Origin of the sequence: Bacillus sp. SH5-2 (assembly GCF_008368905.1) — a bacterium.
Taxonomy (GTDB): Bacteria; Bacillota; Bacilli; order Bacillales; family Bacillaceae_G; genus Bacillus_A; species Bacillus_A luti.
Window position 1 is genome coordinate 41,676 of the sequence record NZ_QOSD01000017.1, and the last position, 13,495, is coordinate 55,170.

The 13,495-nt window shown below is 36.5% G+C and carries 16 protein-coding genes; 6 read left to right on the forward strand and 10 right to left on the reverse strand.

The features are described 5' to 3' along the window. Positions 1-219 precede the first annotated feature (219 nt). The 3 genes from DN410_RS12630 to DN410_RS12640 all read right to left on the reverse strand — a co-directional run bounded on the left by DN410_RS12630 (position 220) and on the right by DN410_RS12640 (position 2,165). Positions 220-888 (reverse strand): hypothetical protein, encoded by a 669-nt coding sequence (locus DN410_RS12630; RefSeq protein WP_149176778.1) that lies wholly within the window; start codon positions 886-888, stop codon positions 220-222. 121 nt (positions 889-1,009) lie between these two features. Beyond that, positions 1,010-1,804 (reverse strand): nucleotidyltransferase domain-containing protein, encoded by a 795-nt coding sequence (locus DN410_RS12635; protein WP_149176779.1) that lies wholly within the window; start codon positions 1,802-1,804, stop codon positions 1,010-1,012. A 52-nt stretch (positions 1,805-1,856) separates the two neighbouring features. Further along, positions 1,857-2,165 (reverse strand): YuzD family protein, encoded by a 309-nt coding sequence (locus DN410_RS12640; protein ID WP_149176780.1) that lies wholly within the window; start codon positions 2,163-2,165, stop codon positions 1,857-1,859. Between the two features lie 206 nt (positions 2,166-2,371). Here DN410_RS12640 and DN410_RS12645 point away from each other — a divergent pair, with 206 nt between their 5' ends. Further along, complete coding sequence (locus DN410_RS12645; protein ID WP_000431159.1) at positions 2,372-2,608, forward strand: NifU family protein; 237 nt, start codon at positions 2,372-2,374, stop codon at positions 2,606-2,608. 193 nt (positions 2,609-2,801) lie between these two features. Then, on the forward strand, positions 2,802-3,017 hold the full coding sequence (locus tag DN410_RS12650) for a carbonic anhydrase (protein WP_149176781.1): 216 nt from the start codon (positions 2,802-2,804) through the stop codon (positions 3,015-3,017). Between the two features lie 61 nt (positions 3,018-3,078). Here the strand turns inward: DN410_RS12650 and yutH are convergent, their stop codons facing one another. Further along, complete coding sequence (gene yutH / locus DN410_RS12655) at positions 3,079-4,080, reverse strand: spore coat putative kinase YutH (protein WP_149176782.1); 1,002 nt, start codon at positions 4,078-4,080, stop codon at positions 3,079-3,081. Positions 4,081-4,200: 120 nt separating this feature from the next. Between yutH and DN410_RS12660 the strand changes: the two genes are divergently transcribed. Beyond that, on the forward strand, positions 4,201-4,692 hold the full coding sequence (locus DN410_RS12660) for a phosphatidylglycerophosphatase A family protein (protein ID WP_000665103.1): 492 nt from the start codon (positions 4,201-4,203) through the stop codon (positions 4,690-4,692). Between the two features lie 20 nt (positions 4,693-4,712). Here DN410_RS12660 and DN410_RS12665 read toward each other — a convergent pair whose 3' ends face one another. The 3 genes from DN410_RS12665 to DN410_RS12680 form a co-directional block, all read right to left on the reverse strand. Continuing rightward, positions 4,713-5,192, reverse strand: a complete 480-nt coding sequence (locus DN410_RS12665) for a GNAT family N-acetyltransferase (protein WP_149176783.1) — start codon at positions 5,190-5,192, stop codon at positions 4,713-4,715. Positions 5,193-5,696: 504 nt separating this feature from the next. Beyond that, positions 5,697-8,270 carry an FtsX-like permease family protein gene (locus tag DN410_RS12675; protein WP_149176784.1) on the reverse strand — a complete coding sequence of 858 codons (2,574 nt, stop codon included), beginning with the start codon at positions 8,268-8,270 and terminating at the stop codon, positions 5,697-5,699. Beyond that, positions 8,254-9,042, reverse strand: coding sequence for an ABC transporter ATP-binding protein (locus DN410_RS12680; protein ID WP_098068396.1), 789 nt, complete (start codon positions 9,040-9,042; stop codon positions 8,254-8,256). The genes DN410_RS12675 and DN410_RS12680 overlap by 17 nt, the downstream gene beginning before the upstream one ends. A 196-nt stretch (positions 9,043-9,238) precedes the next feature. Between DN410_RS12680 and DN410_RS12685 the strand changes: the two genes are divergently transcribed. After that, the gene (locus tag DN410_RS12685; protein WP_098265696.1) at positions 9,239-9,820 is read left to right on the forward strand and encodes an NAD(P)H-dependent oxidoreductase; all 582 of its coding nucleotides are present in this window, start codon (positions 9,239-9,241) and stop codon (positions 9,818-9,820) included. A 152-nt stretch (positions 9,821-9,972) separates the two neighbouring features. Here DN410_RS12685 and DN410_RS12690 read toward each other — a convergent pair whose 3' ends face one another. From DN410_RS12690 to DN410_RS12700, 3 genes are all read right to left on the reverse strand, one after another. Continuing rightward, positions 9,973-10,737, reverse strand: a complete 765-nt coding sequence (locus DN410_RS12690; protein ID WP_149176785.1) for a TIGR01457 family HAD-type hydrolase — start codon at positions 10,735-10,737, stop codon at positions 9,973-9,975. 108 nt (positions 10,738-10,845) lie between these two features. Beyond that, complete coding sequence (locus DN410_RS12695; RefSeq protein WP_149176786.1) at positions 10,846-11,478, reverse strand: helix-turn-helix transcriptional regulator; 633 nt, start codon at positions 11,476-11,478, stop codon at positions 10,846-10,848. 79 nt (positions 11,479-11,557) lie between these two features. After that, on the reverse strand, positions 11,558-11,998 hold the full coding sequence (locus DN410_RS12700; protein ID WP_149176787.1) for a DUF86 domain-containing protein: 441 nt from the start codon (positions 11,996-11,998) through the stop codon (positions 11,558-11,560). 147 nt (positions 11,999-12,145) lie between these two features. Between DN410_RS12700 and glpX the strand changes: the two genes are divergently transcribed. Together glpX and DN410_RS12710 are read left to right on the forward strand one after the other, a co-directional pair. Beyond that, positions 12,146-13,117: a class II fructose-bisphosphatase gene (glpX, locus tag DN410_RS12705; protein ID WP_000439091.1), complete on the forward strand. Its 972-nt coding sequence runs from the start codon at positions 12,146-12,148 to the stop codon at positions 13,115-13,117. Between the two features lie 17 nt (positions 13,118-13,134). Continuing rightward, a complete protein-coding gene (locus DN410_RS12710; RefSeq protein WP_000392610.1) occupies positions 13,135-13,401 on the forward strand; it encodes a DUF3055 domain-containing protein in 267 nt (88 codons plus the stop codon). Positions 13,402-13,495: the final 94 nt, after the last annotated feature.

The following is a 13,495-nucleotide window of genomic DNA, read 5'->3' on the forward strand; positions in this document are numbered from 1 at the left end:
TATTAGAATACTTATGAATGATACGTTTAATACACTAAGTTAAGCATTTTGTATATTCGATAATAAAAATGTTTCACATGAAACTATCTATATTTTATATTATTTTGCTACCAGTTTTAATTCGCTGCAACTATATAAAAAAACTAATAGAAAAAGCAATATAACTTCGCATTGCACTTCCCACTAGTCCTTTATCACACTTTTATACCCTTTCCTACACTACAACTCCCAAGTAATATTCATCTCTTCAAACGACGCTTTACTAACTTCTAATCCTTCACTATCATCCGTCCCAATCATCGCCACTTCTTCTTTAGACAATATAATTTCCTCATTTGGATGTTTGATTTTTCTCTCATACACGAGTTGTAAGAGTTCTATTTGTTCCTCTGTTAGTTCATACTCTTCTTCCAATCTTTCCATTGCTGATTCCATATCAAGTATTGGAATTTCTAATAAGAATCCACCGTGCTCTTCCATTTCTTCAAATGAATCGATTGAATACGCACCGCTCTCCTCAATCCAAAATGCTGTTGTAATGACAGGAACTGTTTCGCCTTCTATTTCTTCTAATACGTATTGAAGTGCTTCCTCTTTCGCAGTTTCTTTCACTTCCGAAGGTGCCCCTTCAAAATAATTTGTCGCGTCAATCCACTCATCTATTCTCTCACTATTCACATCTTGAAGACATGCGATCGTATAATTCGGATGAAACGTAATTGTCCCTCTTCCACCTTGGCTATCTTGCATACTATAGTTACATCCATCCCATGAACTTTCATGTGCAAAATCAGGCGCATGCGCTACAAAAATTGCGCCTGCAATCGACTTTAAAATGCATCCTTTCCATAATTGTTCTTTATTTATATGTAATTTATATTTACTCATCATCTTCCTCCATGCACATATTTTGTCTATTATCTTTCGATTTCTCATTTCTTGTAAAGTGATTTTTCATTATTTTAAAATAATAAAGCACCCTTTGCATAAAGGATGCTTTTACATTCATCTACCATTTCTCTCTACACATCTCAATTAAGTGCAGCAAATACCTCTTCGTCATATCTGCCCTTCTCCACCTTGAGAGCATTCGCTTTTCTTTTGGATTTTGCCGCATTCTCGCTACTTCTTTTAATAAAAGCTCCCATTCTTCCGCTGAATGTTCTAGCAAGTATTGGAATCCTCTATCTTTTGAGACAATTGTTTTATGGTCTAGTGTATATAAAATACGCCCCATCGTAACGACAGCTGATTCTACCCATTCTTCTATAAAGAATAAATATGGTCGCTTCGCCTTCCCGCTCCAGTACTGTTCTACGTTGTATTTCATCGTATTTACTACATCATCCCATCTTATTTGAAACGAAAGGTCTTCTGCTTCTTTCCCGATAACTGTAATACCTTGATTTTTCAATGTCCACCATGTGACTGCATTAATATCCCAATGTCCTATATTCGCCTTACCATCTGCACAATACACGTACTCATTCATTTCATCATTGTATTTCCCTAAATCAGCAAGCGGAATATACATACCATCCATTCTTTTACCTAACGTACTACCACTAAGTTTCTTATGCAGTTCTACAAGTTGTTGTTTTTCAGCCTCATTCACGGAATCACTTATTACTGTAACAAAATCTACATCGCTCGTTTCCTTATGAAATGCACCTAGTGCGATGGATCCGTAAATATATACCCCGATTATTTTTTCATCTAAAAAAATCTCTTTTAATTCTGCAGTGTACTGCCCCATTAACTGTTTTACTTCTTCTGGTAAAGCATGCTTCACTATATTTTCCACATCGATCCCTCCATATAAAAAAGCCTTTGCTAATTTGCAAAGACTTCCTGCTTTATAAATATTTCTCGATTTCTTCGTAAACATCCTTCAAACGAGGATTTCCTTCTCCAACAATTTCTCCATTTACAAGAACGACTGGATAAAATAAATCTTCTTCCACTACTCGCTCTGCGAATGCTTTCTTATCTTCATCTTTTTGTTCTTCTTGAAAATCAATATACTCAAACTTAAATTTATTTTCTTGTCCTTCATATTTACGACCAATCGCCGCTTGTAACCATTCAAACGTTTCTGTTGAAGATGGCATTCCAACGCAGCTTGCACAAATTACTTTCGTCCCATACACTTGCACATTAACCATTTCTTCTCCCCCACTTCTTGTTCTAACAGCATATTCAGATGTCTTATTACATAAGCACATCATTTTACAAACTTATTCCATACCCCTATACTGAAAAAACACGTTATAAACATGATAAAATATTTCGACAATAAAACAAGAACAGAAAAAATAGATTTTCCCCTCTATCTTGATTATAATAAAACTGATGAAAGGAGTCGATAAAAATGGAAAACCCACATATGCAAGAACAAGTACTAGAAGTATTAGATAAATTACGTCCATTCTTACTTCGCGATGGCGGAGACGTTGAATTAGTAGACATTGAAGAAGGTATCGTAAAATTACGCCTTATGGGTGCATGCGGAAGCTGCCCAAGTTCTACAATCACACTAAAAGCTGGTATCGAGCGCGCATTACTTGAAGAAGTACCAGGCGTTATCGAAGTAGAACAAGTATTTTAATTTAAAGCGGAAGCGGCTCGTTCAGAATCGCTTCCTAGAAAGAGACCCAAATGGGTCTCTTTTTTTATTCACATAACTATTCCGCTTTAACATCATAAAACAAAATTGGAAATCCTTCTCAAAAAATGCGATAATTGATACTATATAGTAAATCGTTCACACATATAAAGTGAAAAACATAGGGGGACGACACATGCCAAAAATGGGGAACACATTTTTAACAATTCAAGAACTAGAAAAGAAAAAAGAGTATTTATTAGACCTTTCATCCGTTATACCGACATGGAATGCGAGCTATCAATTTTTATTTAAAGAAATCCAGCAAGAATTATTGAGTAAAGTAAATGAAAAAATCGAGAGACATCAATTCATTTTAAATATATGTGCAGAGCAACAGGTAGGGGCATAATGTATTACATAAAATTGTGGTATATAAAAAAGAGACCTCACTCGGTCTCTTTTTTATATTTTTAAGATAACCAATCTAATTTTCTAATCCCTAACTTATCAATTGGTAAACGAAGTGATCCATAAAAATGCCTCATAAATTGCTCTGAGCGGTTCACATCGTGTAAAATGGCTTCTAAGCGATCTCTATATATGCTTTTTTGTTCTTCGTTTCCTGTTTGGTAATATCGTTCGACTGTTTCAAAATAGTGGAGCGGGAATAGGAGCCTTGCAAATAATAAGCGCCAACCAAATGAGGATAGCGAATAATTACGTTCATAATCTGTAACAAATTGAACGATTGTTTGCTCCCAGTCTTTCTTTTTTTCTATCATCATATAGCGGATCAATTCTGCTATATCTCTAGTTGGGTGATCATACACCCAATCAAAAGGAAGTTTGAGACGCTTCGTTTGATGCCATAATAAAGGTGTAAATCGTTCTTGGCAAATTGTTGCTGCATCAGTTAGTTGCGGCGTATCATCCATTTCTGTATCAACAACATATTGAATGGCATTTTCTGCAACTCCTAAGTAATACGGGAAGGATTCAATAAACAATTGATCGAATACGTCTGTAGGGTGGTTCATCACTTGTGATTGCCAAAACTTTTCTAACTGATCGAGCCTTTTTTCCCATAACGCTTTCCATTCACCAATGCGGCTTAATTGCTCAATTTCTTCTGGAAAGAATGCACCTCGTTTATGGAATATAGAAAGCTCACTTCCTAATGATATAGCATGTCGTTCTAACGCGCGCATACCTTTTAATAAGCAGTAATTTTGTTCTTCTATCTCACTTACATAGTAGCCGTGTATAGTCGGAACGAAAGTCGCTACAGTTATATCCCCTTGCTGGTTCATATAGTCACTGAGCTTTTTCATCTCTACAAGTACTTCTTCCTCCATTTCTCCAATTGGAACAAGTACATAAATTTTGTTGCGAATCCAAAAGCTTTTATAGGGGCCAAGGGGGATTAATTCTTTAACATGCATGTGATAATGCTCATAAATATGATGAATCATCGCAGTCGCCACCTATGGTTTTTCTTTATATATATGAGCTTGTGCTCGCCTTTCATTCCTATGCACATGATAAAGCAACGAAACGTATACAAATACTAAAAAGAAAAAAAGGTGATAAACATGAAAGAATCAAATCAACTACAAGAAAGAGCATTGCAACTATTACAAGAACGCGGTGTAACAATTGACGATATTGCTGAGCTTGTTCATTTTCTTCAAAAAAAATATCATCCAAATTTAGAGATGTCAGAATGCCGTTATAACGTTGAGCGTGTATTATCAAAACGTGAAGTACAAAATGCACTGATTACAGGTATCGAACTCGATGTTCTTGCTGAAAAAGGAATGTTAAGTGAGCCGTTACAAGATATCGTAAAACGTGATGAAGGCTTATACGGAATTGATGAAGTGATCGCACTTTCTATCGTTAATGTGTACGGTTCTATCGGTTTCACGAACTTTGGATATATCGATAAATTAAAACCTGGGATTTTAGAATACTTAAATGATAAATCGACTGGAAAGGTGCATACATTCCTTGATGATATCGTTGGCGGAATTGCTGCCGCTGCTTCAAGTCGCTTAGCGCACAGAGCTGAGCATTCAGAATAAAAGTATCTAGGCCGTCAGTTTCATACTGACGGCCTTTCATATTCCATAAGCATAAATTCTCTTCCGCGGCTCAAAAAAACTGGTCCTGCTTGAAAGCCTATGTTCTTATATAACGTAATCGCTCTTTTATTAAATGTTGCTACACTCAGTCGCAAATGTTTCGGATGAAATGCTGTCGCAGCAAACACTATCCCAGCTTGAAAAAATGTTCTCCCCATACCTTTTCCTGTTAAAGCTGGCTTCATGCCAATTCCGATATCGACTACATCTTCTCCCGTATATAAATTAGCATCTCTTCCACCTGGAACTTGTGCATTTACTCCAAAACAAAAATAGCCAATGAGTTCTCCCCTCTCATCACAACACCCATAATATGTCCCGTCCAGCAACTCTTCTATTATTTCAGCCCCTCCTGAGAAACTATATACATTATACGGCTCCTCGTACGTCCACATCGCTATTTCCATCGCTTCTTCTTCTGTTAACTTATGTATATCCATCCCTCTCGCCCCTTATTGAATATTTTATATATATACTCATTCATTTTTCACATCCAATTTCCCTTTAATCGTAATATGCATAATTACATACGCACACTCATTTCAAACATGCTAAAATTTATTTAAATCGCTGTTGTTACACTTCTTGATTAAGAAAGGACGTTAATCGGAAAATTGACGTCTTATCAAATTCAAGCAATTGACATCTTTTGTCATCATGAAAGACATTCGAAAGAATGTCTTTTTTTCTATATTTCACAAGGACTTACTCATTTCAAAACATACACACATACAATAATGTAACTCTTTACACGCATGAATTCCTTTCTCACAGTTTTGAAGTGGACTCAAAATAAAAAAGCACTCTTTCGCTAGAGTGCTTTTTACTTTCAAATAAGGGGGTTACATATATGGATAGTACTCTCGTATTTAACTTCGGCATTGGTATTGTCATCATTTTATTTGTTTTATTTGTTCTTTGTATGAGCGGGGTATAGCAATCTTTTATGCTGATAACTCCTTTAAAGTATCACTTAATTTAAACTTTCTTAATTGTAAGGAAGCAATCAATGCTGCCCCTGCTCCAAGCATCACGCTAGCTAGGGCCAGTATCGCAACTTGATTATATGGAATAATAATAACCGTTAACTCTAAGCTTGATAACACGATATAGCTAAACAAAATCCCGCCAAAAATGCCAATACAACCAGCTATCGATCCAAGTAAGGTTCCCTCTAATAAAACAATCCGTCTCATTTGCTTCGGAATAGCTCCTACCGCACGAATCATACTAATTTCTGCACGTCTTTCATGTAAACTTGCGACAATCGCATTCATTAATCCTATACCAGAAATAATAAAAATAATGACAACTAACAAACGAATTAACATCATCATTTGCGATAATAACTGCTCCTGTTCTTTTAATAAATCATAGCTATTAATAACTTCTACATTCTCTTTATTCTTTGTAATTTCTTTTACTTGCTTCTTAATCGCTTCAAATGATTGATTAGAATTTGTCATAATTTGAATTGCTTCATATCCTTGCACGTGAAACTTATCACGGGCCCATTGTTCATTAACAAAAACATCTGATGATCTTAGCCTTAATCCTTGCTCAATAATCGAAACGACTTTAATCGTTTGCTTTTCTTTTCCTTTCCCTTGTACTTCAATGGTATCCTGTAACTGAAGTCCTAAATTTTTAGCCGTTTCCTTCGTAACGACTCCCTCTCCCTCTTGTAATGGCTTGTTTAATTTTTGCCCTGCAATCACTTTCGCCTTTGTTACTTTCTCATACGACACAATATCGTTACCTACCACTTCGATTGAATCGTAGTTAAAATTATTTTTTTTCGCAAATTCATACCATTCTTGATTTGCTTTTTTAAAATCATAATTCACAAGCTTTGCTGTAAAGTCAGTAGCATTCCCGACACTCGCCTCTACACCATCAATTTTTCTAACCTTCTCCATCCAACTAAACGGTAATGTTTCTATTCCTTGCGACTCTACCGGAATTCTTATTACTAAGTCCGCTGGTAAATGTTTTTGTAATCCTTTTTTCATACCTTCATACATAGAATTTACATACATCGTTCCAACAAGCGCTAACATAAAACCAAATGCTAGTATGGCAACCGACACAGCTGCTTTATTCCGATAACGAATTACATTCCGGCTACTAATCGTCGTTTCAATTCGTAATATCATTTGAAACGGTTTTGCAATCACTGGTGCTATCACACGAATAAATAACGGAATCGCGAATAACAAACCAACTGCAAATAACAGCGCTCCTATCGCACTTGGATTAAAACCGATGTACTGCTCTAATATGTTACCCGTGAGTCCAATAACGGTACCAATGATTAAAATGCTAAGGCTAAAAGCACTCCATCTCTTTTCTTTTTTCTCATTACTAGGAAGCCCTGGCCGAAGCGCTTGAACTGGTGGAATCTTTCTAACCATGAAAGCCGGTATAATGGCCCCGATGATAGACATAGCAATCCCTAATAAAAACGTAATGAGTAAAATCTCACCTGAAATCGAGAATGATGCTTTCCCTATCCCCTCAATATTCACCCATTTATTAATGAACGATGCAGCGATTGTTTGCGTACCTGCTCCAAGAATAACCCCCGCTAATGATCCAATCGCTCCAATACATACAGCCTCTAATAAAACGACTAATATAATTTGATTTGGATTACTGCCAAGTGCACGTAATAATGCCCACTGCTTAAATCGACTTCTAACAGATAAGAAAAAACTTCCCATTATTAAAAGAGCTACAACAAATAAAGCAATACCACCTAAACTAAAAATTAACGGTTTCATTACATTTAGCCGTTCAAATGCCTTATCAACATAAGTACGTTGATCTACCTTTATATTTTCTATCTTCTTATTTACATCAAGAGCAATTGCTCTTTTCACATTTACATCGGCTGTTTTCACTTGAACGAGATTGAATTGATTTGGTAGATTTAATTCTTTTTGAAGCCAATGGATTGGAAAATAAGCACTATGCCCCATCGCTGCCATTAACGGCGGATTTAAAATCCCGACGACTTTCACAGTCTTTTCTCCATGCTGCGGAAATGGGAACTTAACCGAATCTCCTACCCGTATGTTTTCACGATCTGTATATCCTTTTGTCAGTGCTACTTCAGCCCCTTCTTTCGGATATCGACCTTCTAATATTTTATAAGAATGCATTTCTGGAGAATCTTGCTCAACACCCCAATAGGACGGTTTTCCCGATAACTCTTTATAATTTGGAAAAGGATAAGGTATAAGTACTTTTGATATTTTTTCAGCATTTTCTAAGCCATCTATTCCTTTTAAACTTTCATTATTTAAATACATATCATTTTTTATATAGCCAAATTGCAAATTATAATCTCCATACCGGCTTACTACTTGTTCCTTCACACTTTGCTCTACTGATTGATTGCCTAGTAATAACATAGTCGCTAACATAACACCTAAAGCTGCACCAAGGGCAATCAACATATTTCGCAACCAATTTTGTTTCATCGATTTCACTGCATATTTAATTACCCATCGCATCACCTTTACCTCCTACTTTAAAGTGACGATTCATAATCTCTTGAATGTGAGTAACTTGTTGCGAGATATTTCGAAATTTCCATCCTTTACTTTCAGCATGCTCATGAATCACTTCACCATCTAATAAGAAAACAACTTTATCCGCATGGGCCGCTACGAACGGGTCGTGCGTTACAACGACAGCTGTTTGTCCTAACTCATCACATGCATTACGAAGTGCCGCAATTATATTTTTGCTATTTTCTGAATCTAATGCCCCTGTTGGTTCATCTGCTAATATAATAGCCGGCTCATTTGCAAAAGCTCTTGCGATCGCAACCCTTTGCTGTTGTCCACCTGATAACTGTGCTGGTAGATGCTTTTCTTTTCCCTTCAATCCAACGAGTTCTAATAAACGAGTTGCTGTCACCGTTGCCTTCTTTTGCGAGACATTATCTAACAGTAACGGCAATCCTACATTCTCCTCTGCACTAAACACTGGAATTAAATTAAACTGTTGAAAAATAAAACCGATTTTATGCCTTCTAAATAAAGCGAGCTCTTTTTCTTTTAATGTTGAAATCTCTGTACCATCAACTCGAATACTACCTACCGATGGAATATCTAATCCACCCAATAGCTGCAATAAAGTTGTTTTCCCTGAACCACTTGCCCCCATAATACAAACAAAATCTCCTTTTTGAATTTGAAGATTAATGCCCTTTAATATTTTTACTTTACTATCCCCAATATCAAACGATTTTTCTAACCTTTCAATTTCAATAATATTCATCCCTATATCCCCTTCTCTCTCTATTTACCAATCTATATATTCTATTCAAAAATGCAAAATCCCTACTATTTTGTATTTTTTTGTCACATACTAACATTTCTCATGTCAGAAAAATTGACTCTCGTAAAAAAAGTAACCATACTAGTTACACAAATACAAAAAACTACTCACATATCCACAAATAGGAGGAAGAACAATGAAACATGTAATCGTTTATGCACACCCAAATACAGAAAGCTTCAACCATGCGATTTTAGAAACGGTAAAAAGTGAATTAGAAGAAAAAGGTCATGAAGTACGCGTTCGCGATCTATACGAATTAAACTTCAATCCAGTATTAGGCGCTTCCGATTTCATCTCATTTTCTCAAGGAAACACACCCGAAGATATTAAAGAAGAACAAGAGCATATCTCTTGGGCTGATAGCATTACATTCATTTACCCAGTTTGGTGGGCGGGACTTCCTGCTATTTTAAAAGGATACGTTGACCGTGTATTTAGCCATGGCTTCGCTTATGCTTACGGTGAAAATGGTATTGAAAAACTATTAAGCGGTAAAAAAGGCTTATTATTATCTACAATGGGGAATTCGAAAGAAGCATACACAGCAGGCGGTATGTTTGACGCAATGAAGAAAACAGCGGATGTTGGTATTTTTGAATTTACAGGTATTGAAACACTTGAGCATACATTCTATACAAGTGTCCCTTCTGTGGATAATGATGTGCGTAAACAATATCTTGAAGAAGTGAAAGACGTTGTGAATCGTGCGTTTTAAATAAAGTTATATCAGCGATTTTCTAAATATATCAGCGCAACTCAGATTATATCAGCAATTTTTCAAATATATCGACTTACCGACAAAAATCGACACTAGTCACAACGAAATAAAAAAGAAAGCTGCTCCAAAATTTGGACCAGCTTTCTTCATTACATCTTCTCAATCCACTCCGTCAAGTTATGCACAACTTGCGTCGGTTGTACTTCATATTCTGTTAACTTCTCCACAGTTGTGACTCCAGTGTGGACAAGAAGGGTATGCATGCCAGCATTTATTCCTGCTAAAATATCTGTATCGTAATTATCCCCAACCATTAACGCCTCATCTTTTTCTGTACCAAGCACTTTTAATGCTTGTTCCATAATGATTGATTCTGGTTTTCCGATAAAGATTGGATCTACACCTGTTGATACTGTTACAACTGATGTTAATGAACCGTTACCTGGTAATAATCCGCGCTCAGTCGGAATAGCAATATCCCCATTTGTGGAAATAAATGTTGCACCGTTACGCACAGCAAGACATGCTTTTGCTAATTTTTCATATGTAATATCACGATCTAAACCGACAACAACGAAATCAGGATTTTCATCCACAAGTTCAAATCCTTTTTCCACAAGTGCATCATGCAAGCCTTCTTCACCAATCATATACACAGTTGCATCTTGTTTACGTTCATAAATAAAGTTCGCTGTCGCCATACTCGTTGTGAATACTTGCTCCGCTTTCGCTGGAATATCGAAACGAACAAGCTTCTCTGCCACTTGTTCTGGTTTGCGAGTTGAATTATTCGTAACGAATAAATACGGAATACCGCGCTCTCCTAATGCTTTTACGAAGTCGCTTGCTTCTTCAATTTGTTCTTCTCCGCGATACATTGTACCATCTAAATCAATTAAGTAACCTTTATACATCGATTATGTCTCTCCTTCTATGCTAACGTTCTCACCTATCATACTACTCTTATATTACCCGTTTTTCCAAAAGAAAAAAACGCTTTACCTTAAAGCGCCCCATAACGTTCATTTTTTCTCTTTTACTTGATAAGAACAACTGCAATCGCCCTCGCACATGTTTGCTAGCGTCTTTACATCTGCCCCTGCAAATAAACGATTATACATCTCTTTTTCATCTTCACATACTTGCGGGAATCTCTCTGCAATTTCTTTTAACGGACAGTTTTGTTTTTCAATTACGAAAGAGTTCTCTCCATCTCTCTTTATTTGAACCATATAACCATTTCTCTCTTGCATTGCTGCTATCTCTTGCACTTTATATGCTAAATTCTTTTGATTACTCACTCTCTTTTGCAACTGTTCTTCCATACGCTTCGTTCTCTCTTTTAAAACGTAACGAAGTATTCTTTCATCGCCCATTCGAGCTAAATCTTCTAACACATCAATTGCAAATTGCTTATATTCTTTTGGGAATGTGTCTTCTCCCTTTTCACTTAATCCATACAAATAAGTTGGTCTTCCAACATGTTGTCTTACCATCTTCGAATAAATAAGTCCTTCTTTTTCAAGATTACTTAAATGTCTTCGAATCGCCATTTCTGTAATCTCTAAAACGTCAGCTAGTTCCGCTACTGTATGCTCTCCCTTTACTTTCAACAATTGGACAATCTCGTCTTTCGTCGTACGTGCTCCCCCCATACTTCATCCATCTCCCTTTTCTTTCTCACATACAATATAAGATCCCCAAAAAGGTACCTTGGGGATCTTATAAGCATAATTATTCTGGTACAAATGCAGATACAGGTCCTAATTCCTTTTCTAAATAACCGCGAATATTTGCTGGATATTTCTCTACCACTGCAATATGTTTTTGAATCGTCTTATATAATTCATCATGATTCATTTGAATATAATCTTGCGTAAGCATTTTTCGAAGGAGAATCACTTCTTTCATCCCTTGTCCTTCTTCTGCATTTATCACTCGCTCGTCCATCAAAATATCGATAATATCTTCATAACTTCCTGGATCGCGCATAATAAATCCATCAATCATCGCATTCCCTACATCTAATACACAATCAATCATAAGATGAGCTATGCGTTCTAATGCGTAAAATTCAAACTCGGTTTCATATATCTTTTTCTCTTGAAATGTACTTGTTGCTCGTTCTAAACATACTAGCATTTGTTCTATTTTCTTTCTGTCTACAAAATACATGAATGTCACCTACCTGGAAATTAAAGCATTTACATTTTAATTGTAACGCTTTCTTCTGAAAAAATCGACAATTTTTCGAATTCACCTTTTCTCCGTTATTTGTTATAGTTATATTTGTATGATTTTTGAAATTGGAGGAATGGAATCTTGGAACGTGAACTCGCACTAGAAATTGTCCGTGTAACAGAAGCAGCAGCATTAGCATCCGCACAGTGGATGGGCCGCGGAAAGAAGAATGAAGCAGATGATGCAGCAACTACAGCAATGCGTGATATGTTCGATTCAGTAAACATGGCAGGTACAGTTGTAATTGGTGAAGGAGAACTTGATGAAGCACCGATGTTATATATTGGTGAAGAACTAGGAACAGGTAACGGTCCAGAGGTAGATATCGCCGTTGACCCATTAGAAGGTACAAACATCGTTGCAAAAGGTCTTGCAAATGCAATGGCAGTTATCGCAATCGCAGATAAAGGAAACCTTCTTCATGCTCCTGATATGTACATGGAAAAAATCGCGGTTGGTCCAAAAGCAGCTGGTAAAATTAGCTTAGATGATCCAATTGAAAAAACAATTGAAATTGTAGCAGAAGCTAACAATAAAAAGATTCGCGATCTAACAGTTATCGTTCAAGAACGTGAACGTCATCAAGATATTATTGACCGTGTTCGTGCAAAAGGTGCACGCGTAAAATTATTTGGTGACGGTGATGTTGGTGCGTCAATCGCAACAGCACTACCTGGAACAGGTATCGACTTATTCGTAGGTATCGGCGGCGCTCCAGAAGGCGTTATTTCTGCAGCAGCATTAAAATGCCTTGAAGGTGAAATGCAAGCTCGCTTAGTTCCAATGAACGAAGAAGAAGAAGCTCGTTGTCGTGAAATGGGACTAGAAGATCCTCGTCAACTTCTAATGCTAGAAGACTTAGTATCTGGTGATGATGCAATCTTCTCAGCAACTGGTGTATCTGCTGGTGAGTTATTAGACGGCGTGAAATTCCTAGGCGGAGATTTAGCTGAAACATACTCTATCGTAATGCGTTACAAAACAAGAACAGTACGATTCATTAAAACGCATCACCATTTAGATCACAAGCCACACTTAAACTTAGATATTTAATAAAAGGAGCCATGTGTATGGAAGAACGTTTCTTTCTGTACGACGACACTGTCGCTACAAAAACTCGTTTCGTTAGCTTTATGGGAGAAAATGAGCGTCACGATTTAGCGCTATTATACTCCGATCGTCATTACGGTAAAACAATTGTCCTTGATATGCAGCGTAATAAATTCGCAATCATCGGCACTGACGATTTAAACGAACCAGGCTACTTAGAGCACGCATTTTCTATGACTGAAGAAATTGCAGAAGAACTACGCTCATTTTTATTTGAACTTATATAATTTATCTCAAACACCAGCTTTTTAGCTGGTGTTTTTTCATCGCAAGAGTTTTGAATTTTCAATCTTCTATGTTATAATGAAGAATAAATCTATT

Excerpts from the sequence above, each read along its gene's own strand:
- DN410_RS12630 (WP_149176778.1), bottom strand. The coding sequence starts at position 888 with ATGAGTAAATATAAATTACATATAAATAAAGAACAATTATGGAAAGGA.
- DN410_RS12640 (WP_149176780.1), bottom strand. The coding sequence starts at position 2,165 with ATGGTTAATGTGCAAGTGTATGGGACGAAAGTAATTTGTGCAAGCTGC.
- DN410_RS12645 (WP_000431159.1), top strand. The coding sequence starts at position 2,372 with ATGGAAAACCCACATATGCAAGAACAAGTACTAGAAGTATTAGATAAA.
- DN410_RS12650 (WP_149176781.1), top strand. The coding sequence starts at position 2,802 with ATGCCAAAAATGGGGAACACATTTTTAACAATTCAAGAACTAGAAAAG.
- yutH (WP_149176782.1), bottom strand. The coding sequence starts at position 4,080 with ATGATTCATCATATTTATGAGCATTATCACATGCATGTTAAAGAATTA.
- DN410_RS12660 (WP_000665103.1), top strand. The coding sequence starts at position 4,201 with ATGAAAGAATCAAATCAACTACAAGAAAGAGCATTGCAACTATTACAA.
- DN410_RS12665 (WP_149176783.1), bottom strand. The coding sequence starts at position 5,192 with ATGGATATACATAAGTTAACAGAAGAAGAAGCGATGGAAATAGCGATG.
- DN410_RS12675 (WP_149176784.1), bottom strand. The coding sequence starts at position 8,270 with ATGCGATGGGTAATTAAATATGCAGTGAAATCGATGAAACAAAATTGG.
- DN410_RS12680 (WP_098068396.1), bottom strand. The coding sequence starts at position 9,042 with ATGAATATTATTGAAATTGAAAGGTTAGAAAAATCGTTTGATATTGGG.
- DN410_RS12685 (WP_098265696.1), top strand. The coding sequence starts at position 9,239 with ATGAAACATGTAATCGTTTATGCACACCCAAATACAGAAAGCTTCAAC.
- DN410_RS12690 (WP_149176785.1), bottom strand. The coding sequence starts at position 10,737 with ATGTATAAAGGTTACTTAATTGATTTAGATGGTACAATGTATCGCGGA.
- DN410_RS12695 (WP_149176786.1), bottom strand. The coding sequence starts at position 11,478 with ATGGGGGGAGCACGTACGACGAAAGACGAGATTGTCCAATTGTTGAAA.
- DN410_RS12700 (WP_149176787.1), bottom strand. The coding sequence starts at position 11,998 with ATGTATTTTGTAGACAGAAAGAAAATAGAACAAATGCTAGTATGTTTA.
- DN410_RS12710 (WP_000392610.1), top strand. The coding sequence starts at position 13,135 with ATGGAAGAACGTTTCTTTCTGTACGACGACACTGTCGCTACAAAAACT.